General features: G+C 66.9%; 19 protein-coding genes. 7 read left to right on the forward strand and 12 right to left on the reverse strand.

Annotated features, from left to right (window positions below; translation table 11 throughout):
- Positions 1-120 precede the first annotated feature (120 nt).
- From cobT to cobS, 3 genes are read right to left on the reverse strand one after another with little or no spacing between them, the layout of a single operon-like run.
- Positions 121-2,022 carry a cobaltochelatase subunit CobT gene (gene cobT / locus IP86_RS01665; protein WP_054160858.1) on the reverse strand — a complete coding sequence of 634 codons (1,902 nt, stop codon included), beginning with the start codon at positions 2,020-2,022 and terminating at the stop codon, positions 121-123.
- Between the two features lie 30 nt (positions 2,023-2,052).
- Positions 2,053-2,553, reverse strand: a complete 501-nt coding sequence (locus tag IP86_RS01670) for a DUF29 domain-containing protein (protein ID WP_054160838.1) — start codon at positions 2,551-2,553, stop codon at positions 2,053-2,055.
- A 46-nt stretch (positions 2,554-2,599) separates the two neighbouring features.
- Complete coding sequence (cobS, locus tag IP86_RS01675; protein WP_054160839.1) at positions 2,600-3,595, reverse strand: cobaltochelatase subunit CobS; 996 nt, start codon at positions 3,593-3,595, stop codon at positions 2,600-2,602.
- Positions 3,596-3,889: 294 nt separating this feature from the next.
- On the opposite strand from cobS, the gene IP86_RS01680 reads away from it, so the two are divergent.
- Positions 3,890-4,516: a DedA family protein gene (locus IP86_RS01680; protein WP_054160859.1), complete on the forward strand. Its 627-nt coding sequence runs from the start codon at positions 3,890-3,892 to the stop codon at positions 4,514-4,516.
- A 45-nt stretch (positions 4,517-4,561) separates the two neighbouring features.
- On the opposite strand, the gene IP86_RS01685 is transcribed toward IP86_RS01680, so the two are convergent.
- Positions 4,562-5,206 carry a J domain-containing protein gene (locus IP86_RS01685; protein ID WP_054160840.1) on the reverse strand — a complete coding sequence of 215 codons (645 nt, stop codon included), beginning with the start codon at positions 5,204-5,206 and terminating at the stop codon, positions 4,562-4,564.
- A 105-nt stretch (positions 5,207-5,311) separates the two neighbouring features.
- Between IP86_RS01685 and IP86_RS01690 the strand changes: the two genes are divergently transcribed.
- Positions 5,312-5,581 (forward strand): BolA family protein, encoded by a 270-nt coding sequence (locus IP86_RS01690; protein ID WP_054160841.1) that lies wholly within the window; start codon positions 5,312-5,314, stop codon positions 5,579-5,581.
- Positions 5,582-5,636: 55 nt separating this feature from the next.
- On the opposite strand, the gene IP86_RS01695 is transcribed toward IP86_RS01690, so the two are convergent.
- Genes IP86_RS01695 through IP86_RS01705 form a run of 3 tightly spaced genes read right to left on the reverse strand, consistent with a single transcriptional unit; the run spans position 5,637 to position 8,805 of the window.
- Entirely contained in the window at positions 5,637-7,004 is a 1,368-nt protein-coding gene (locus tag IP86_RS01695) for an HlyC/CorC family transporter (RefSeq protein WP_054160842.1), read from the reverse strand.
- 44 nt (positions 7,005-7,048) lie between these two features.
- A complete protein-coding gene (aroB, locus tag IP86_RS01700) occupies positions 7,049-8,194 on the reverse strand; it encodes a 3-dehydroquinate synthase (protein ID WP_054160843.1) in 1,146 nt (381 codons plus the stop codon).
- A complete protein-coding gene (locus tag IP86_RS01705; RefSeq protein WP_054160860.1) occupies positions 8,191-8,805 on the reverse strand; it encodes a shikimate kinase in 615 nt (204 codons plus the stop codon). Before IP86_RS01705 ends, aroB begins: the two co-directional genes overlap by 4 nt.
- Before the next feature lie 164 nt (positions 8,806-8,969).
- Here IP86_RS01705 and IP86_RS01710 point away from each other — a divergent pair, with 164 nt between their 5' ends.
- Positions 8,970-9,116 carry a hypothetical protein gene (locus IP86_RS01710; protein ID WP_054160844.1) on the forward strand — a complete coding sequence of 49 codons (147 nt, stop codon included), beginning with the start codon at positions 8,970-8,972 and terminating at the stop codon, positions 9,114-9,116.
- Positions 9,117-9,159: 43 nt separating this feature from the next.
- Positions 9,160-10,197: a site-specific tyrosine recombinase XerD gene (gene xerD / locus IP86_RS01715; RefSeq protein WP_082363726.1), complete on the forward strand. Its 1,038-nt coding sequence runs from the start codon at positions 9,160-9,162 to the stop codon at positions 10,195-10,197.
- Here xerD and IP86_RS01720 read toward each other — a convergent pair.
- Positions 10,194-10,772, reverse strand: a complete 579-nt coding sequence (locus IP86_RS01720; RefSeq protein ID WP_054160845.1) for a cytochrome b — start codon at positions 10,770-10,772, stop codon at positions 10,194-10,196. The two genes, xerD and IP86_RS01720, sit on opposite strands and share 4 nt — an antisense overlap.
- A gap of 326 nt (positions 10,773-11,098) precedes the next feature.
- On the opposite strand from IP86_RS01720, the gene IP86_RS01725 reads away from it, so the two are divergent.
- Together IP86_RS01725 and IP86_RS01730 are read left to right on the forward strand one after the other, a co-directional pair.
- Positions 11,099-12,061: an acetyl-CoA carboxylase carboxyltransferase subunit alpha gene (locus IP86_RS01725; RefSeq protein ID WP_054160846.1), complete on the forward strand. Its 963-nt coding sequence runs from the start codon at positions 11,099-11,101 to the stop codon at positions 12,059-12,061.
- 361 nt (positions 12,062-12,422) lie between these two features.
- Positions 12,423-13,853, forward strand: coding sequence for a L,D-transpeptidase family protein (locus tag IP86_RS01730; RefSeq protein WP_054160847.1), 1,431 nt, complete (start codon positions 12,423-12,425; stop codon positions 13,851-13,853).
- A gap of 132 nt (positions 13,854-13,985) precedes the next feature.
- On the opposite strand, the gene IP86_RS01735 is transcribed toward IP86_RS01730, so the two are convergent.
- Genes IP86_RS01735 through IP86_RS01745 form a run of 3 tightly spaced genes read right to left on the reverse strand, consistent with a single transcriptional unit; the run spans position 13,986 to position 17,079 of the window.
- Entirely contained in the window at positions 13,986-14,792 is an 807-nt protein-coding gene (locus IP86_RS01735; RefSeq protein ID WP_054160848.1) for an enoyl-CoA hydratase/isomerase family protein, read from the reverse strand.
- 36 nt (positions 14,793-14,828) lie between these two features.
- Entirely contained in the window at positions 14,829-15,989 is a 1,161-nt protein-coding gene (locus tag IP86_RS01740) for an acyl-CoA dehydrogenase family protein (protein ID WP_054160849.1), read from the reverse strand.
- Positions 15,990-16,014: 25 nt separating this feature from the next.
- Positions 16,015-17,079 carry an acyl-CoA dehydrogenase family protein gene (locus IP86_RS01745; protein WP_054160850.1) on the reverse strand — a complete coding sequence of 355 codons (1,065 nt, stop codon included), beginning with the start codon at positions 17,077-17,079 and terminating at the stop codon, positions 16,015-16,017.
- 255 nt (positions 17,080-17,334) lie between these two features.
- Between IP86_RS01745 and IP86_RS01750 the strand changes: the two genes are divergently transcribed.
- On the forward strand, positions 17,335-18,144 hold the full coding sequence (locus tag IP86_RS01750) for an SDR family NAD(P)-dependent oxidoreductase (RefSeq protein ID WP_054160862.1): 810 nt from the start codon (positions 17,335-17,337) through the stop codon (positions 18,142-18,144).
- Between the two features lie 108 nt (positions 18,145-18,252).
- Here the strand turns inward: IP86_RS01750 and IP86_RS01755 are convergent, their stop codons facing one another.
- Entirely contained in the window at positions 18,253-18,513 is a 261-nt protein-coding gene (locus IP86_RS01755) for a GlsB/YeaQ/YmgE family stress response membrane protein (protein WP_054160851.1), read from the reverse strand.
- Positions 18,514-18,564 lie beyond the last annotated feature (51 nt).

The following is an 18,564-nucleotide window of genomic DNA, read 5'->3' on the forward strand; positions in this document are numbered from 1 at the left end:
CCCCCCACCCCGACCCTCCCCTGCAAGGGGGGAGGGAGCGCGCCTTCCCCGTCGCTCGCGCTGTGATCCAGCGGCTCAGCGGGGCGAAGGTGCAGGTGCCTCATCGCGCTTCGCGCGCGCTCACGAATGCAGCCGGCGGCGCGGCTTGCCGGGAGAGGGCGGCGCCACCGCAGTTTCGCTGAACAGCTCGGCGAGCTTCTCGGTGATGGCGCCGCCGAGTTCTTCGGCGTCGACGATGGTGACGGCGCGGCGATAATAGCGCGTCACGTCGTGGCCGATGCCGATGGCGATCAATTCAACCGGCGAGCGGGTCTCGATCTCCTCGATGATGTGGCGCAGGTGCCGCTCGAGGTAGTTGCCGGGGTTGACCGACAGCGTCGAGTCGTCGACCGGCGCGCCGTCCGAGATCATCATCAGGATCTTCCGCTGTTCGGGCCGGCCGAGCAGCCGCTTGTGCGCCCAGTCGAGCGCCTCGCCGTCGATGTTCTCTTTCAGCAGCCCCTCGCGCATCATCAGCCCGAGATTCTTGCGCGCACGCCGCCACGGCGCGTCAGCCGATTTGTAGATGATGTGGCGCAGATCGTTGAGCCGGCCCGGATTGGCCGGTTTGCCGGCGGCCAGCCACGCCTCGCGCGATTGCCCGCCCTTCCAGGCACGCGTCGTGAAGCCGAGGATCTCGACCTTGACGCCGCAACGCTCCAGCGTGCGCGCCAGAATATCCGCGCAGGTCGCCGCCACGGTGATCGGCCGGCCGCGCATCGAACCGGAATTGTCGAGCAGCAGCGTCACCACGGTGTCGCGGAAGGTCGCTTCCTTCTCGTTCATGAACGAGAGCGGGTGGAACGGGTCGGTGACGACGCGCGACAGCCGCGCCGGATCGAGGATGCCTTCTTCGAGGTCGAAGTCCCAGGCGCGGTTCTGCTGCGCCATCAGGCGGCGCTGCAGCCGGTTGGCCAGGCGCGCGACGATGCCCTGCAGATGCGCCAGCTGCTTGTCCAGATAACTGCGCAGCCGCTCGAGCTCGTCGTGGTCGCAGAGATCTTCGGCGGCGACGACTTCGTCGAATTTCGGCGCGTAGGCGTGATACTCCGGGCCGCGCGGCTCGTTGGCGCCGCGGTTGTTGGGCCGCGTCGCTTCGCCGGGGGTCTCGTCCTCGCCCATTTCGGAATCGTCGAACGTATCCGACGCCGAGGCCTGCGCGCTTTCCATCGCGCTGTCGCTCATCTCGTCGGTCGAGGTCTCGGCCTGTTCGGTGGTCATCTCCTGCGCGGCTTCGCCCTGCGGCTCGCCTTCGGCGCCGGACTGATCGTTCTCGCCGTCCTGCTTGTCGTCCTGGTTCTCTTCCTCATCCGACTCGCTGTCGCGCTCGTCGCCGAGTTCGAGGACGTCGAGCAGGTCGTGGATGGCGTCGCCGAACTTCGCCTGGTCCTCGGCGAAACGTGCGAGCTGATCGAGCCGCGGCCCGATCTTGTCTTCGAGCACCGGCCGCCACAAATCGACCAGCTTCTTGGCCGCCGCGGGCGGCGCCAGCCCGGTCAGGCGCTCGCGCACCAGCATCGCCAACGCATCCGGCAGCGGCGCATCGGCGCGGTCGGTGATCTCGTCGAACTTGCCGCGGTGGAAGTGATCGTCGAGCATCGCGGTGAGGTTCTTGGCGACGCCCGCCATGCGCCGCGACCCCAGCGCTTCGACGCGGGCCTGCTCGACCGCCTCGAACACGCCGCGCGCCTGCGGATTGCCCGGCATCAGCTTGCGATGCACTTTCGGATCGTGACAGGCGAGCTTGAGCGCGATCGAGTCCGCGTGGCCGCGCACGATCGCCGCGTCGCGCTTGCTCATTTTTCGCGCGGGCTCGGGGAGCCGGGCTTTGCCCGGAGCCAGCCCGGGACGCTCGGCTGCGAAGGTGACTTCCAGCTCCGGCGATTTGGCGATCGCCCGCAGGCACGACGTCACCGCCCGCTTGAACGGCTCAGTCGGCGCTTCCTTGGATCCGGTGCGAAGTTTGGTGTTGGATGTCGTCATCAGCTTAACCAGCACTCCAACCGATCGTTGCTATTCCGGCGATCGGACATCGTCCCATTCGATGGTCCGAGCAGTGATCGCGGACCAGTCATAGGGGCACTGTTTCGGAAAAATCGTCGCGACCAGGCCCGTCTCGTTCATCGCATCGCCGCGGGCATCTTCATAGGCCTCGCCTGTCGCTTCTTCGATATGCGGCTTGAGGCTGGGATTCTTGCGCAATACTCGAACGATTCGGCGGCGATGCTCAGCGATCGACAGGACCCAACTTCGCGACCGACGATCCGGCTGGTAATCCCATTTCAACAGATGAAGGAGAACAATCCGTACCGCGCTTTCGAGCTTCTCATAATGTTCGTTGCCCACGGCAGAAAGCTCATCCGCGATGTTGATCACATCGGCTCGGTCGACGCGGCCAGCCTTGAGGAGGGCAACCTGATCCTCGACCCAGCCGAAGAAGTCGTCCTCATAGCTACGGCTGACCGCTGCTGCCTGCTCGGTCGAATAACTGCGCAGCTTGGTGTCTGTCGTCATGGCCACCCTTCCGCCTCTCCCCGCGAGCAGGGAGAGGCTGTTTGGATCAGCTCATCGCCACGTTGACCGAGCTTTCCGGTAGCTCGGCGTTGAAGCAGCGCTGGTAGAATTCGGCCACCAGCGGGCGCTCCAGTTCGTCGCATTTGTTCAAGAACGTGACGCGGAACGCGAAGCCGATGTCGCCGAAGATCTCGGCATTCTCCGACCAGGTGATCACCGTGCGCGGGCTCATCACCGTCGACAGATCGCCATTGGCGAAGGCGTTGCGGGTCAGGTCGGCGAGCCGCACCATCTTGTTGACGATGTCGCGGCCTTCGGCGTTGCGATAGTGCTTGGCCTTGGCCAGCACGATCTCGACTTCCTCGTCGTGCGGCAGATAGTTCAGCGTGGTGACGATCGACCAGCGGTCCATCTGGCCCTGGTTGATCTGCTGCGTGCCGTGATACAGGCCCGACGTATCGCCGAGCCCGATGGTGTTGGCGGTCGCGAACAGCCGGAACGCCGGGTGCGGCTTGATCACCTTGTTCTGGTCGAGCAGCGTCAGCCGGCCCGAGACTTCCAGCACGCGCTGAATCACGAACATCACGTCAGGGCGGCCGGCGTCGTATTCGTCGAATACCAGAGCGACGTTGTGCTGCAGCGCCCAGGGCAGGATGCCGTCACGGAATTCGGTGACCTGCTTGCCGTCACGGACCACGATCGAGTCCTTGCCGACGAGGTCGATACGGCTGATGTGGCTGTCGAGGTTGACGCGGACGCAGGGCCAGTTCAGCCGCGCAGCGACCTGCTCGATATGGGTCGACTTGCCGGTGCCGTGAAAGCCCGTGACCATGACGCGGCGGTTGCGGGCGAAGCCGGCCAGGATGGCGAGTGTGGTGGCGCGATCGAAGCGGTAATCCGGATCGGCGTCCGGCACATGCGGGTCGACTTCGGAGAAAGCCGGAACTTCGAGGTCGCTGTCGATGCCGAAGACCTGGCGAACCGACACCTTCATGTCTGGCAGGCCGGTGGTCTCCTGGGCTGTGGTCGTGGCGGCGGTCATCAATCCTCCGTGGTCCCGGACGCGCCCGAAACCCGATCTCTGGTGGTGGATGCGGTTGAGTGCGGATTCAAACCTAGCAGAGAGCCGCGATTGGCAGAAGCCCGCTGCATGATCAAAGTTCCGTCGATCTATCATTGAGATAGGCGGTGGCGCGGGATTTTGAAAGGCTGCCTTGCGAAACCGCGTGAGCGGATCGCCGGGTTTGCCGGCGGCCGCCGAAGACTTGCAAACTTTCCTAAGGTGCAGTCGCATAGGCTGGCCTCACTCCCGCTGTCCGGCTCCGGAGCGCTCTCGTTGGATGCCTTTTTCGATTCCCTGATCGCCTTCGCGTCCGCGCATCGCGGCCTCGCCTATCTGGTGCTGTTCCTGGCGGCGCTGCTGGAGGCCGTGCCGGTGCTCGGCTCGCTGGTGCCCGGTTCGACCATCATTCTGGCGCTGAGCGCGCTGATCCCGGGCGGGCAGCTCGATCTGCTGAGCGTGCTGGCCGCGGCCGCAGCCGGCGCTGCGCTCGGCGACGGCACCGCCTATTGGCTCGGCCACCGCGAGCAACGCCGCATCCTGTCGGCCTGGCCGATGTCGCGGCATCCGGAGCTGGTGGCGCGCGCCGAGGCCTTCTTCCAGCGGTTCGGCGGCTGGGCGGTGCTGTTCGCGCGCTTCGTGCCGCCGATCCGCGCCTTCGTGCCGGTCACGGCCGGCGCGCTGCAGATGGCGCCGGCACGGTTCTTCGCCATCAACATCCCGGCGATCCTGCTCTGGGCGCCGGCCCATGTGCTCCCCGGCGTGGTCGCCGCCAGCGCGCTGGAGCAATCCCACGGCCGGCTGCACCATTGGCTGCCGGTGGTGGCGGGGGTCGGTGCGGTGCTGGTCGCGGCGGGATGGCTGCTGTGGCGACGGCGCCAAGGCGGCGCGCTGTCAAAGTAAAGGGCGTTCGACGCCTCGGGGCTCGGCCGCCGAAGCCCGCCCGGATCAGCTCCGGACCACCGTCTTCAGATAGTTGTAGGCCTTGATGATCTCGATCAGGCGGTCTTCGGTCGAGCGGTCGCCGCCATTGGCGTCGGGGTGATGCTGCTTGACCAGCGCCTTGTACTTCGCCTTCACCACCTCGAGCGTGGCGTCGGAGTCGAGCCCCATCACCTGCAGCGCCTTGCGTTCGGCGTTGAACACCTTGCGCGGCTCCGACTTGGTCTGCTCCGACGGATCGGGCCCGCGCCGCCAGCGGCTGCGGCCGTTGATCTCGCCGAACACGTTGAACGGATCGGCCGCACCCTCGATATCCTCGGGGCTGCGGGCGCGGCTCTTGGCGCCGTTCTGGCCCATCTTCCAGGTCGGGCGATGGCCGGTCAGCGCGTCTTTCTGATAGCGCGCGACCGCGTCGGCGTTCATGCCTTCGAAGAAATTGTAGCCCTGGTTGTACTCGCGGACGTGGTTGAGGCAGAAGTGCCAGTAATCCTTCTCCAGCCCGCGGCCTTTCGGAGCGCGATGCGCGCCGCGATTGGCGCAGCCCGGCGCGTCGCACATCACCACCTGTTCGCGCGCGGCTTCACGGGCCGCCGCGGCCTTGGCCGGCTTGATACGGATCTTGTCGAAGAATTTGGACGAGTCGATGGGCATGGGGGACTTTGACTACGCTCCGCGTTGCGCTTCAAGTCTTGACATTATCGGGGAGCCCCGGGTTGATGGCCGAAGCGCAGCGACGAACCTAGCGACGGCCGAACCATGAGCGTCAAGGATACTCTCACACAGAAGTTGCGCGAAGCTTTCGCGCCGGAAAGCCTCGACGTCATCGACGAATCCAACCTGCATGAAGGTCATGCCGGCCATTCGGGCCGGAGTGAGTCTCATTTCCGGGTGAATATCGTGTCGGGCGCCTTCGCCGGCAAGAGCCGCCTCGATCGTCATCGCATGGTCAACGAGCTGCTGGCCGCGGAACTGAAAGCCGGCGTGCATGCGCTCGCCATCAAGGCCAAAGCTCCCGGCGAAGCGTAGGTCTCGGCGGGGTCGACGGCAATCTCTTTTGAGACGGCGTCGCGTGCTGACGTCGTCAGTTCGCCTGACCGATCCGCGCGCGCTTGGCTTTCTTCTTGTCGACGAGTTCGGCTTTGGTCTCGCGCTCGACCGGCACGATGCGTAGTGCGGTGATGCGGTTGCGCTCGCGGCGCAGGACGCGGAAGCGGAAGCCGTGAAAGGTGAAGCTCTGGCCGCGTACCGGGATCGAGCGGGCCTCGTGAATCACCAGGCCGGCGATCGTCGTGGCTTCGTCGTCCGGCAGCTCCCAATCCATCGCGCGGTTGAGGTCGCGGATCGGCACCGAGCCGTCGACCACCACTGAGCCGTCGGGCTGGGCGCGGACGCCCGCGACCACGACGTCGTGCTCGTCCGAAATGTCGCCGACGATTTCCTCGAGAATGTCCTCGAGCGTCACCATGCCTTCGACTTCGCCGTATTCGTCGACCACCAGAGCGAAGTGAGTCTTGCGGGCGCGGAACGCCTTCAGCTGTTCGGACACCAGCCGCAATTCCGGCACGAACCACGGCGACAGCGCGATTTTGCCGATGTCGATCTTGGAGGCGTCGCCGTCCGCCTCGCGCAGCGCGCGCAGCAGGTCCTTGGCGTGCAGCACGCCGACGATGTTCTCCGACTTGTCGCGCCACAGCGGCACGCGGGTGTATTCGGTCGCCAGCACTTCCTTGACCAGCTGCTCGGTCGGCAGATCGGCGTTGATGGTGACCATCGAGGTGCGATGAACCATCACGTCCGACACCACGAGCTCGCCGAACTTGAACACGTTCTGGATGTACTCGGCCTCGCCGCTCTCGATCTTGCCGTGCTCGGCCGACTGGCCGACCAGCCCCTCGATCTCGACGTCGGTCAAAATCTCGTGCTCGGAATTCTCCTCGACGCCGAGCAGCCGCAGGATGCCGCGCGAGGCCTGGTTCAGCAGCCAGTTCAGCGGATACAGCAGGATGTAGGAGACGTGCAGCGGATAGGCGATCCACTGCGACACCGGCTCGGGCTGGCGGATCGCCAGCGTCTTCGGCACCTGCTCGCCGATCACGATGTGCAGCGACGAGAAGAACAGGAAGCCGCCGATGAAGGCGATGAAGTGCTGCGCCGATTCGGAAATGCCGAGCGGCTCCAGCAGCGGCGCGAGCAGCGCCGCCACGGTTGGCTCGCCGACCCAGCCGAGGCCGAGCGACGCCATGGTGATGCCGAGCTGGCAGCAGGCGAGGTAGGCTTCGACATTGTCGAGGATCTGCTGCAGCAGCCGCGCGCCGAACTGGCGCTTCTCCGCCATCGCCTTGATGCGGAAGCCGCGGCTGCGCACCAGCGCAAACTCGGCCGCGACGTAGAACGCATTGGCGATCAGCAGCAGCGCTGCGATCAGGACGTTGGAAAGGATCGGGCTCATCGGGCTCTTTGGTTCGCGCGGACAAGCGATCCGCGCCGCGGCGTTTACGCCTCTGCGAGCTTGCCGTGCAGGAAGTCTCGCACCGGCGCGGGATCGACGTCATTGGCGATCACCGCGCGGCCGATTCCTTCCATCAGAATGAAGGTGAGCTTGCCGCGTTTGACCTTCTTGTCCTGGGTCATCAGCGTCATCAGCGCGTCGGCATCCGCCAGGCCCTCCTGGGGGAAGCCGGCGATGTCCTGCAGCTGCGTCGGCAGGCCGACCTCGGCGAGATGGCTTTGTAACCGCACCGCGTCGGTCTCCGGCATCATGCCGCGCGCCGCCGAGAACTGCGCCGCCAGCACCATGCCGATCGCCACGCCCTCGCCGTGGAACAGCCGGTCGGAGAAGCCGGTGGCGGCTTCCAGGGCGTGGCCGAAGGTGTGGCCGAGATTGAGCAATGCGCGCTCGCCGTTCTCGCGCTCGTCGCGCGCCACGATGCCGGCCTTGGCGCGGCACGAGGTCGCGATAGCGTGTTCGCGCGCCGCGCCGCCGCTGAAGATGTCGGCGTGGTTGGCTTCCAGCCAGGCGAAGAACGCCTCGTCGCCGAGCGCGCCATATTTGGCGACTTCCGCATAGCCGGCGCGGAACTGCCGCGGCGACAGCGTGTCGAGTACGGCGGTGTCGGCGATCACCAGCACCGGCTGATGAAATGCGCCGAGCAGATTCTTGCCCTGCGGCGAGTTGATGCCGGTTTTGCCGCCCACTGAGGAATCGACCTGCGCCAGCAGCGAGGTCGGCACCTGCACGAAATCGACGCCGCGGCGCAGGATCGACGCCGCGAAGCCGGCGAGATCGCCGACCACGCCGCCGCCGAGCGCGATGACGAGATCGTTGCGCTCGATCTTGGCGGCGATCAGCGCTTCGCTGACCTGTTGCAACCCCGCATAGGTCTTGGAGCTTTCGCCCTCGCCGACCACGATGCTGGTGTGGGCGATGCCGGCCTTGTCGAGGATCTCTTCGGTCGGCTTCAGCCAGCTCTTCGCCACGGTATGGTCGGTGACGATCGCGGTGCGGGCGCCGGGGCGCAGCCTGGCGATCCGTTCGCCGAGCGAGCCGAGCACGTCGCGGCCGATCACGATGTCATAGGCGCGGTCGCCGAGTGCGACCTCGACGGTGATCGGGGCGGAATGGTTCAGCGGCGCGGTCATGGGGTCTCGCTCAGGGTTGGGGAGGCGCCACACAGATAGTCGTGCAGCGCCGCGACGCATTCGTCGACGATCTTCTCGTGCGGCACGTCGCGCGACGCGATGGTGATGTCGGCGGCGCGATACACCGGATAGCGCTCTTCGATCAGCCGCGCGATGGTGCCGGCCGGATCCGGCGTCTTCAGCAGCGGCCGGTCGGCGCGGCGCTTGACCCGGCGCAGGATGACGTCGGCTTCGGCTTCGAGCCACATCGACACCGCCTTGTCGCGGATGCGATCGCGGGTCTCTTCGCGCATGAAGGCGCCGCCGCCGGTCGCCAGCACCTTGGCGCCGCCGTCGAGCAGCCGCGCGATCACCCGGGCCTCGCCGTCGCGGAAATGCGGCTCGCCATGGGTCTCGAAGATTTCCGGGATGGTCATCGCCGCCGCATTCTCGATCTCGGTGTCGGCGTCGAGGAACGGCAGGCCCAGCCGCAGCGCCAGCCGGCGGCCGACCGTCGACTTGCCGGCGCCCATCATACCGACGAGCACGACCGCACGCTCGCCCAGCGCCGCAACGACCTCGGCTTCCTGCTGGGACCTGGCGGCGACGGCCGTCGGTGCGGTTTCGGACATTGGCACGGTGCTCATAGCTCTGGGCGGGCTCGGCTGGAGCCCGGAACGGCCAGCTATACTACTGCGATCGCTCCACCTGCCAGAGTCTCTTGCCTCCCGTGGACGAACATGGTCATCGTCCGGGACCCGCGCATGCGCGTTCCACGCCGCCGAGATTCGCCGAAATGCCTACCTTGTTCCGCTTTCTGTCGGTCGTCGCGGTGATCGGCGGTATTATCTACGGAACGATCTTCGCCCTCGCCAATTTCGTCAGCCCGAAAGAGCGGGAGATGACGGTGGTGGTGCAGCCGGATAAATTTCTCAAGAAATAGCGCGTAAGCGTAGTCGAACGACGCCAGACCCGAGGCTCGACCGATGCGACGACCGCGAACCAGCACCAGCGCGCCCCCTTCGGCTGCGGCCCCCGAGCCGGGCGAAGCCGCGCCGCTGCGGCCCGCTTCCTATTCGGACGCCGGGCTGAGCGAGCTGTTTCTCGACATGATCGCCGCCGAGCAGGGCGCGTCGGAGAACACCATCGACGCCTATCGGCGTGATCTCGCCGATCTGTCGGCCTATCTGGCGCGCCGCCGCCACAGCCTCGCCTCCGCCGATACCGAGGCGCTGCGCGGCTATCTGTCCGACCTCGACAAGCGCGGCTTCGCCACCTCCAGCGTGGCGCGGCGGCTGTCGTCACTGCGGCATCTGTTTCGATTTCTGCTGAGCGAGCGGATCCGCGCCGACGATCCGGCCGCGATCCTGTCCGGCCCCAAGCGCGGCCGCGGCCTGCCAAAAGTGCTGTCGATCGCCGATGTCGACCGGCTGCTGGACTGCGCCCGGCAGGAGGCCGAGGCGGCCGAAGGGCCGGCCCGGCTGCGCGCGCTGCGGCTCTATTGCCTGCTGGAAGTTCTCTACGCCACCGGGCTGCGCGTCTCCGAGCTGGTGTCGCTGCCGCTGTCGGCGGCGCGCCGCGATGCCCGGATGATCGTGGTCCGCGGCAAAGGCGACAAGGAGCGGCTGGTGCCGCTCAACGGCTCCTCCAAGCAGGCGATGGCGTCTTACCTGGCGGCGAGCGATGCGGCCGCGAAGGCCGCCGCCAAGGGGGCCAAGCAGGCACCTCCGTCGAAATGGCTGTTTCCGTCCTTCGGCGAGAGCGGGCATCTGACCCGCCAGCATTTCGCCCGCGATCTCAAGGATCTGGCGGCGCGCGCCGGGCTGTCACCGCGGCTGGTCAGCCCGCACGTGCTGCGCCACGCCTTCGCCAGCCATCTGCTGCACAACGGCGCCGATCTGCGCATCGTCCAGACCCTGCTCGGCCACAGCGATATCTCGACCACGCAGATCTACACCCATGTGGTCGAGGACCGGCTGAAGAGCCTGGTGCGCGACCTGCACCCGCTCGCCGAAGGCCATTAATCGCCGGCGCGGCGCCCGGTCATCCGCGACAGCACCTCGTCGCGCTTGACGAAATGATGCCAGGCGACGGCCGCAAGATGCAGCACCAGCACCGCCCCGAGCACCCAGGCGGCGCGGTCGTGCAGCACTTCGCCAAGATGCGACAGCGCCGGATCGCGTGGCACCAGCCGCGGCCATTGGAACAGCCCGAACCATGGCAGCGAATAGCCACCGGCGCCCGAATATAAATAGCCGCTGATCGGCATGAACAGCATCAGGCCGTACAGCGCCAGATGGCCGGCGTGGCTCGCCAGCCGGGTCACGCGGTCCAGCGGCTGGCGAAACGCCGGTTCGCCGACCACCAGCCGCCAGCCGATCCGCAGCACCAGCAGGATCAGGATAGTGAAGCCGAGCGATTTGTGCAGTTCCAGCAGGCTGCGGCGCGGCTCCTGCCCGGCCGGCAGATAGGCCGAGACGACGCCGAGCCCGATCGCCGCGAAGATCAGGATCGCCATGGTCCAGTGCAGCCAGCGCAGGCCGCGGTGATGCACATAGCTGGGCTCGTTCGGGGTCGAAGCGTCGGTGGAAACGGTCATGGGCGGCTTTCGCGGTGGAGGAACTCCGTGCTGCTCCGCACCATCTGCAGCCGAAAGTCAAATGACTGATTTGTCAGAAGAAACGCGGCTGCGCGCGGCGCTGGTAGAGCGCGTTGGGCTACTCCTTTGGCGCGAAGGCGGGAGCTCATGCGCCGGGCCAGCCAGTGCGCCTGCCGACCTCCGCCCACGGCGCCTGCGGTTTCCCGATTGCTGCTATTGCCTAAGCGGCGGACTGTCCCAGCCGCTTGACTTGCCGGGCTGTTGGTTCGAAAAGCCGGGGCCCGGCTGATGTCCGGCCACCGCAACTCTCCCCCGTGTCTCCGATCATGTCCGAGCCCATGCGCAGCTATCTCGATTTCGAAAAGCCGGTCGCGGAACTCGATTCCAAGATCGACGAGCTGCGCGCGCTGGCCGCCTCGGGCAGCGACATCCATGAGGAAGTCGCCAAGATCGAAGAGAAGGCCGCCCAGGCCCTCAATGAGCTCTACGCGTCGCTGACGCCGTGGCAGAAGACCCAGGTGGCGCGCCATCCGCAGCGGCCGCATTGCGTCGACTATATCGAAGGGCTGATCACCGAGTTCACGCCTTTGGCCGGCGACCGCAAGTTCGGCGAGGACGAAGCGCTGATCGGCGGTTTCGGCCGTTTCCGTGGCGAGAGCATCTGCGTCATCGGCCAGGAGAAGGGCTCCTCGACCGAGACCCGGCTCAAGCACAATTTCGGCATGGCGCGGCCCGAGGGCTATCGCAAGGCGGTCCGGCTGATGGAGATGGCCGACCGCTTCGGCATTCCGGTGCTGTCGCTGGTCGACACCGCCGGCGCCTATCCGGGCATCGGCGCCGAGGAGCGCGGCCAGGCCGAGGCAATCGCGCGCTCGACCGACGCCTGCCTGCAGCTCGGCGTGCCCAACGTCGCCGTGGTGATCGGCGAGGGCGGCTCCGGCGGCGCGATCGCGATCGCCACCGCCAACAAGGTGCTGATGCTCGAACACGCGATCTACAGCGTGATCTCGCCTGAAGCTGCGTCCTCGATCCTGTGGCGCGACGGCACCAAGGCGCAGGAAGCCGCCAATTCGATGAAGATCACCGCCCAGGACCTGCTGAAGTTTGGCGTGATCGACCAGATCCTGGCCGAGCCCAAGGGCGGCGCCCATCGCGATCCCGCCGGCATGATCGCCACCACCGGCGACGCCATCGCGGCGGCCTTCGCCGAGCTGAACGGCCTCGACGCGGCGACGATCCGCAACCGGCGCCGGCAGAAATTCCTCGAGATCGGCCGCAAGCTGGCCTGAGCCGTCGGCCCCCGGGCCTCGGGATTTGGTTAACCATCAGCTCTGTTGCGCCTGAAATCGGCCGGTCCGGCCGCAGTTTCGCCGCGGCTGCCCGATTCAATGTTCCTTGACCATGCCAACGCGGCAATCGGCCTGTCCGGCCGATCGGCTTGCGAGGGCGGGGGCTTAAGGATAATCTTTCGTGCGTGCGGGATACGCCGTGTCGAGGCGAAAACGTCCCGCGCATCTTGGTAAATTCACGCGATAAAATTCTAGCCAATCCGGCCGGAATCCATCGCGTCAGAGCGACGGACCGAGCTGCGCGCCGGCTGACCCGATCAAGCCGGTCTGCAGCTTTTCCGATCGTCCGGGGAGCTTCGCTGTGACGAGAACTCCGCTGCTGCGCGCGCTGCTGGCTTCGGCCGCGATCGCGACGAGCGTGGTGCTGGCCGGCTGCAACAGCGATCAGATGTCGCTCGCCACCAACGCCAAGGCCAACCAGCCGGTGCCGCCGAAGCTGGTGGCGGCGATGCAGGACAAGAACATGGACCTGCAGTCGCCCATTCTGGTGCGGCTGTTCAAGCAGGAAGCCGAGCTCGAGGTCTGGAAGCAGGACCGCACCGGCGTATTCCAGCTGCTCAAGACCTATCCGATCTGCCGCTGGTCGGGCGATCTCGGCCCCAAGATCCGCGAGGGCGATCGCCAGGCGCCGGAAGGCTTCTACTCGATCTCGCCGGGCCAGATGAACCCGCAGTCGTCGTACTATCTGTCGTTCAACACCGGCTATCCGAACGCCTTCGACAAGTCGCTGGGGCGCACCGGGTCGCAGCTGATGGTGCACGGCGACTGTTCGTCGCGCGGCTGCTACGCGATGACCGACGAGCAGATCGCCGAGATCTACGCGCTCGGCCGCGAGTCGTTCTTCGGCGGCCAGCGCGCGTTCCAGCTGCAGGCCTATCCGTTCAAGATGACGGCGGCCAACTTCGCCAAGCATCGCAACAACCCGAACATGCCGTTCTGGAAGATGCTGAAGGAAGGCAACGACCATTTCGAGGTGACGCGGCAGGAGCCGAAGGTCGACTTCTGCGAACATAAATACGTGTTCGATGCGACGCCGCTGCCCGGCACCAACCGGCCGCTGCAGTTCAACGCCTCGGCGAAGTGCCCGGCCTATACGGTGCCGGCCGACATCGCCGACGCGGTCCGGCAGAAGGACCAGAAGGATCAGACCCAGCTCGCCGAGCTGATCTCCAAGGGCACCCCGGTGGCGCGGATGCGCACCGGCATCGACGGCGGCATGAACCAGATCTTCGCCTCGAAGATTCCGGATGGCTCGACCGGCTTGTCCGAGTCCAGCGACAGCTCGACGCTGGCGATGGAGCGCGCGCCCGGCACCATCCCGCCGACCGTCAATCCGCCCCGCCCGTCCGATAACCTGCTGCGCGTGCCGGAAACCACCGCGGTCGCCGCGACGCCAGCGCCGGCCAGCCCGCGCGTCGCCTCGGCGTCGAAGGACGATATCGGCGGCCTGCTGTCCGGGATGAGCCACAAGGGCAGCGGCGAAACCACCTCGTCGACCGCGACGCCGTCCTCGCCCTCGCAGGTCACCAGTGCCCGCCGCAGCGAACCCGCTCCGCGGCCGCAGGCGGCGCTGCCGAAGCCGGCCGAACCCAGGCAGGCGGCCAAGCCGCAGCTCAAGCCGAGCGTCGACACCAGCGCGGCGCTGAAGCCGTCCGCGCCCGCCACCCTCTCCGGCGCCGCGCCGGTGGTGTCGTCGAACAATTTCGACAGCCGCTTCTCGGCGTTCCGCTAAGGCTCGCGTTCGCTCGCGGCCCTTGCGGCCGCGGCCCTGTTCGCGCTTGTCCGAGTCACCAGCCGGCGTCACCCCCCGGGACGCTCGCGCTGCGCGCGCCCCGGAACGACGAACGTGAGGCCGGTGTAAGAACTACCGCCCCTTGAAGTTCGCGGCGCGGCGCTCTTCCGTGGCCTTGACGCCTTCCTTGAAGTCTTCGGTGGCGCGCAGCCGGGTCTGTTCGGCGAGCTCGTGCTTGGTGGCCTCCATGACGCGGTCGGCGAGGCCGGCGCGCAGCGTCGCGCGGGTGGAGAGCAGGCCGAGCGGCGAGCATTCGGCGATCTCGCGGGCCAGTTTCAGCGCGGCGCTCCGCACTTCATTCAACGGCACCAGCTCGTTGGCGAGGCCCATCTTCACCGCCTCTTCGCCGGTGACGCGGCGGGAGGTGTAGAACATCAGCTCGGCGTTGTTCTTGCCGATCAGCTCCGGCAGCGTCACCGTCAGGCCGAAGCCCGGATGGAAGCCGAGCTTGGTGAAGTTGGCGGCGAAGCGCGCTTCCGGACAGGTGATGCGGAAATCCGCCGACACCGCAAGGCCGAGGCCGCCGCCGATCGCGGCGCCGTGCACCGCGGCGACAATCGGCTTCTTGGCACGGAAGATCCGCACCGCTTCCATATACAAGTGTCCGATCTGGCCGAGGCTGTCGGCCGGGTCGCCCTGCGCGGCCTTTTCGTCGACTTCCTTGCGCGCCGGATCGCCGAAATTGGCGCCGGCGCAGAACGCCTTGCCCTGCGCGGCCAGCACGGTGGCGCGGATTTCCGGATTGGCGTCGATGTCGTCGAGCGCGTTGGCGATCTGCTGGATCAGCGAGATGTCGAAGAAGTTCAGCGGCGGACGCTGGATTTCGATCAAGGCGACGTGGCCGGTGGTTTCGACCGCGATGTCGGTGAACTTGCTCATCAGTGAATCCTCAATGGTTCGAGAGGCGCGCTGCGCTCAGCGCAGGCCGAGGCCGCGCGCGATGATGCCGCGCAGCACCTCGGTGGTGCCGCCCTGGATGGTGAGTTTCGGCGCCAGCTTGGTGGCGAATGCGGTGAGTTCGTCCAGCGTGGCGTGGTTGGAGTTCTCCGCATCGACGAAGGCGGAGAGTTCGCGCACGCGGTGCGGCAGCTGCTGCTCCCAGATCGTGCCGATGTCCTTGACGATCGAGGCTTCGACCACCGGCTCCTTGCCGGCCTGCAGCATTCCGGCGACCGACACCGACATCCGCCGCATGGTGTGCAGCTGCGCCACCAGCCGGCCGATGCCCTCGGCGCCGCGGGTGTCCGGCTCCGGCCCGAGCGCGCGCACCAATTCGGTGAGCACGTAGTAAGTCTCCAGAAAGCGCTCCGGCCCGGAACGTTCGTAAGCGAGTTCGGACGTCGCCTGCTTCCAGGCGCCGTCGATCTCGCCGAGCACATGGTCGTCCGGCACGAAGGCGTCGGTGAACACCACCTCGTTGAATTCGTGCTGGCCGGTGAGCTGCGCGATCGGGTTCACCTTGATGCCCGGCGACTTCATGTTCACCAGGAACTGCGTCAGCCCGTGCCGGCGGTTTTCCTTGGTGGGCGGCGAGGTACGGAAGATCGCGATCATGTAGTCGGCGATGTGCGCCGAGGTCGTCCAGATCTTGGCACCGTTGATCAGATAGCCGCCGTCGGTCTTGGTCGCCTTGGTCTTGGCGGCGAACAGATCCGAGCCCGAATTCGGCTCGCTCATGCCGATCGCGAAGCACAATTCGCCGCGGCAGATCCGCGGCAGGATGTCCATCTTGATGTGCTCGGGCGCGTATTTCAGCAGCACCGGGCCGCTCTGCCGGTCGGCGACGAAGAACCGCCGCGTCGGCGCGTTGGCGACGCGCATCTCTTCGGTGACGACGTAGCGTTCCAGGAAGGTGCGCTCGTGGCCGCCATATTGCTTCGGCCAAGTCATGCCGAGCCAGCCGCGCTCGCCGACGCGGCGGGAGAATTCCGGGGCATCGGAATCTTCGCGCTGCGGCTTGTGCGGGTCGAAGGTGCCGGCGGCTATTTCCTCGGCGAGGAAGGCGCGGACTTCCTTGCGCAGCTCTTCGCAGACGGGCGGCAGGCGGATCGGATCGAAACGGAGGGCAGCGGTCATCGCGTGTCTCGTTGAGTTGTTGCGGTCAGCGCGAGGCGACCAGCGGCCACAGATCGTCGGCGCCGCGCCCCGCCACCATGCGGCCGAGTTCGACCGCCCAATGGCTTTCGTTGCCGAAATCGTCGCGCCAGGCGAGCGCGCGCAGCGAGTAGCGATGCAGGATGTGCTCGGAGGTGAAGCCGATCGCGCCGTGCACCTGATGGGCGATCGCCGCGCCTTTCTCGGCCGCTTCGGCGCAGCGGATCTTGGCGGCGGCGGCTTCAAGGAAAATGGCGTCGTCGAATGACTCGGCGTTGCTGATCGCGTCCGCCGCGGAGGTCGCGGCCGCCAGCGCCGCCGAGGTCTCGCCGGCGAGTCTCGCGAGATTGTGCTGCACCGCCTGGAATTTGCTGATCGGCTTTTCGAATGCGACGCGGTCATTGGCGTAGCGCACGCTGATCTCCAGCAGCGTTTCGAGCGCGCCGGCGATCTGCAGGCTGCGCGCGACCGAGCCCATCAGCAGCAGCGTGGTTGCAGTAAAGCCCTGCGGCGCGGCGGCAAGCTGCAGCGGCTTGACCTTGTCGAAGCTGACGACATCCGACGTGTCGTTGCCGACGCCGAGGCCCTTGTCGATGCGGCAGGCCGAGGCGTCGACCAGCGCGATCGACACGCCGTTTGCGCCCTGCGCCAGCACCGCGATGTGCTGCGCGTCCTGGCCGAACGGCACGCCGCGGGCGCGGCCGGTGAGCGTGCCGTCGGCGGCGAGTGTGATGCGATCCTTGGGATGCGCCGGCGCGACCGTCATGGTGCCTTCGGGCGAAGCGAGCTTGCCCTGCGCCAGCAGCCAGCCGGCCAGCATGGTCTCAGTGAGCGGCACCGCGAGGCCGGCACGGCCGGCGGCGTTGAGCACGCCGAATCCTTCGGCCAGGCTGGCGCCGGAGCCGCCGAACTCGTCCGATACCCACGACAGCGGCAGGCCGGATTCACTCAGCGCCTGCCACAGCGGCGCTTTCCAGCTTCCGGATTTATCGGCGTTGATGGTCTGCGCATCGGCGAGGTCGGCGAAGATCTTCTCCGCAGTCTCGACGACGATGTTGTCGGTCTCCGTCACAGCGTTCCCCGTTTTGCGCAATCTCGTCGCAGCCCGCGTGGCGCGGGCAGGGGAGCTGCAGCCTTGTTGTTGCGCAGCATGATGCGGAAAACCGCCTGCGCTGACAAGCGGCGGTCCACGCGCAGCCGCCTGCGGCACCGGCATGGAGTTATTCCGCATCGTGGACTTGGCCTGCCTGCGGGGCGCTTGCCGCGCGCCTCGCAGCCGATATGGTGGCGCACGCGCAGCGGGCGCGAACGGACAAACGGAGCGAAGATGGCGAAGGGTGCACTGAATGTGATCGTGACGGGATCGGCGTCGGGCCTCGGCGCGGCGACGGCCAGGATCCTGGCTCAGGACGGCGCCCGGCTGCTGATCAACTACGCGTCGAGCGAGAAAGACGCGCACGCCGTCGCCGAGGAATGCCGCAAGCTCGGCGCCGCTGAGGTGGTAGTGGCGCAGGGCGACGTCTCCAAGGACGAGGACTGCAAGAAGATCGTGGCTGCGGCCGCGCATTGGGGCACGCTCGACGCGCTGATCAACAACGCCGGCACCACCAAGCACGTCGCCCATCATCTGCTCGACGAATTGTCGGCCGAGGATTTTCAGCGGCTCTACGCGATCAACACGATTGGTCCGTACCAGATGGTCCGCGCCGCCCGCGATCTGCTCGAGGCCGGCGCCAAGGCGTCCGGCCGCGCCAGCGCGGTGGTCAACGTCTCGTCGGTGGCGGGCATCAGCGGCGTCGGCTCGTCGATCGCCTACGCAGCCAGCAAGGGCGCGCTCAACGTGATGACGATGTCGCTGGCCCGTGCGCTGGCGCCGGCGATCCGCGTCAACGCGATCTGCCCGGGCTATATCGACACGCCGTGGTTCACAAAGGGCCGCGGCGCCGAAGCCGCCAAGCAGGTGCGCGATGCGGTGACGTCGGCCGTGCCGCTGCAGATCGCGTCGTCACCGGAAGACATCGCCGAACTGGTGTGCTTCCTCGCCACGCCGCGGTCGAGCAGCATGACCGGCGAACTGGTCCGCATGGACGCCGGCATGCATCTCGGCGAGTTCAAGGCTGTGACGCGGAAGCAATAGCTGCCAATCGTCGTCATTGCGAGGAGGCGTAGCCGACGAAGCAATCCAGCGCGGTTTACTGGGCTGGATTGCTTCGCTTCGCTCGCAATGACGGAGTGGCTGGCGACGCTACATGGTTCGGCGGGCGGCGAAGCGGTGCCAGACGAACAACACCACCACGGCGCCGATGGTCGCGGTGATGAAGCCGGCGCCCTGGTTGGGGCCGTAATGGCCGATCGCCTGGCCGACCGCGGTGGCGACGAAGGCGCCGACGATGCCCAGCACCGTCGTCAGCAGGAAGCCCTGCGGATTGTTCGGCCCGGGCGCGAGCAGACGGGCGATGATGCCCGCGACGAAGCCGACCAAGATGATCCAGAGTATCCCGCCCATCGCCCGTTCCTTCAGCTGTCGTTGATCACCGGCCGTCACCGATAGTGCGGC

The organism is Rhodopseudomonas sp. AAP120 (assembly GCF_001295845.1).
Classification (GTDB): Bacteria; Pseudomonadota; Alphaproteobacteria; order Rhizobiales; family Xanthobacteraceae; genus Rhodopseudomonas.

What these genes read in the sequence shown, in the direction of transcription:
- IP86_RS01755 (WP_054160851.1), bottom strand. Translation starts at nt 18,513, where the DNA reads ATGGGCGGGATACTCTGGATCATCTTGGTCGGCTTCGTCGCGGGCATC.
- IP86_RS01685 (WP_054160840.1), bottom strand. Translation starts at nt 5,206, where the DNA reads ATGCCCATCGACTCGTCCAAATTCTTCGACAAGATCCGTATCAAGCCG.
- cobT (WP_054160858.1), bottom strand. Translation starts at nt 2,022, where the DNA reads ATGACGACATCCAACACCAAACTTCGCACCGGATCCAAGGAAGCGCCG.
- IP86_RS01695 (WP_054160842.1), bottom strand. Translation starts at nt 7,004, where the DNA reads ATGAGCCCGATCCTTTCCAACGTCCTGATCGCAGCGCTGCTGCTGATC.
- IP86_RS01720 (WP_054160845.1), bottom strand. Translation starts at nt 10,772, where the DNA reads ATGACCGTTTCCACCGACGCTTCGACCCCGAACGAGCCCAGCTATGTG.
- IP86_RS01705 (WP_054160860.1), bottom strand. Translation starts at nt 8,805, where the DNA reads ATGTCCGAAACCGCACCGACGGCCGTCGCCGCCAGGTCCCAGCAGGAA.
- IP86_RS01750 (WP_054160862.1), top strand. Translation starts at nt 17,335, where the DNA reads ATGGCGAAGGGTGCACTGAATGTGATCGTGACGGGATCGGCGTCGGGC.
- aroB (WP_054160843.1), bottom strand. Translation starts at nt 8,194, where the DNA reads ATGACCGCGCCGCTGAACCATTCCGCCCCGATCACCGTCGAGGTCGCA.
- IP86_RS01725 (WP_054160846.1), top strand. Translation starts at nt 11,099, where the DNA reads ATGTCCGAGCCCATGCGCAGCTATCTCGATTTCGAAAAGCCGGTCGCG.
- IP86_RS01670 (WP_054160838.1), bottom strand. Translation starts at nt 2,553, where the DNA reads ATGACGACAGACACCAAGCTGCGCAGTTATTCGACCGAGCAGGCAGCA.
- IP86_RS01690 (WP_054160841.1), top strand. Translation starts at nt 5,312, where the DNA reads ATGAGCGTCAAGGATACTCTCACACAGAAGTTGCGCGAAGCTTTCGCG.
- IP86_RS01710 (WP_054160844.1), top strand. Translation starts at nt 8,970, where the DNA reads ATGCCTACCTTGTTCCGCTTTCTGTCGGTCGTCGCGGTGATCGGCGGT.
- IP86_RS01740 (WP_054160849.1), bottom strand. Translation starts at nt 15,989, where the DNA reads ATGACCGCTGCCCTCCGTTTCGATCCGATCCGCCTGCCGCCCGTCTGC.
- IP86_RS01735 (WP_054160848.1), bottom strand. Translation starts at nt 14,792, where the DNA reads ATGAGCAAGTTCACCGACATCGCGGTCGAAACCACCGGCCACGTCGCC.
- xerD (WP_082363726.1), top strand. Translation starts at nt 9,160, where the DNA reads ATGCGACGACCGCGAACCAGCACCAGCGCGCCCCCTTCGGCTGCGGCC.
- cobS (WP_054160839.1), bottom strand. Translation starts at nt 3,595, where the DNA reads ATGACCGCCGCCACGACCACAGCCCAGGAGACCACCGGCCTGCCAGAC.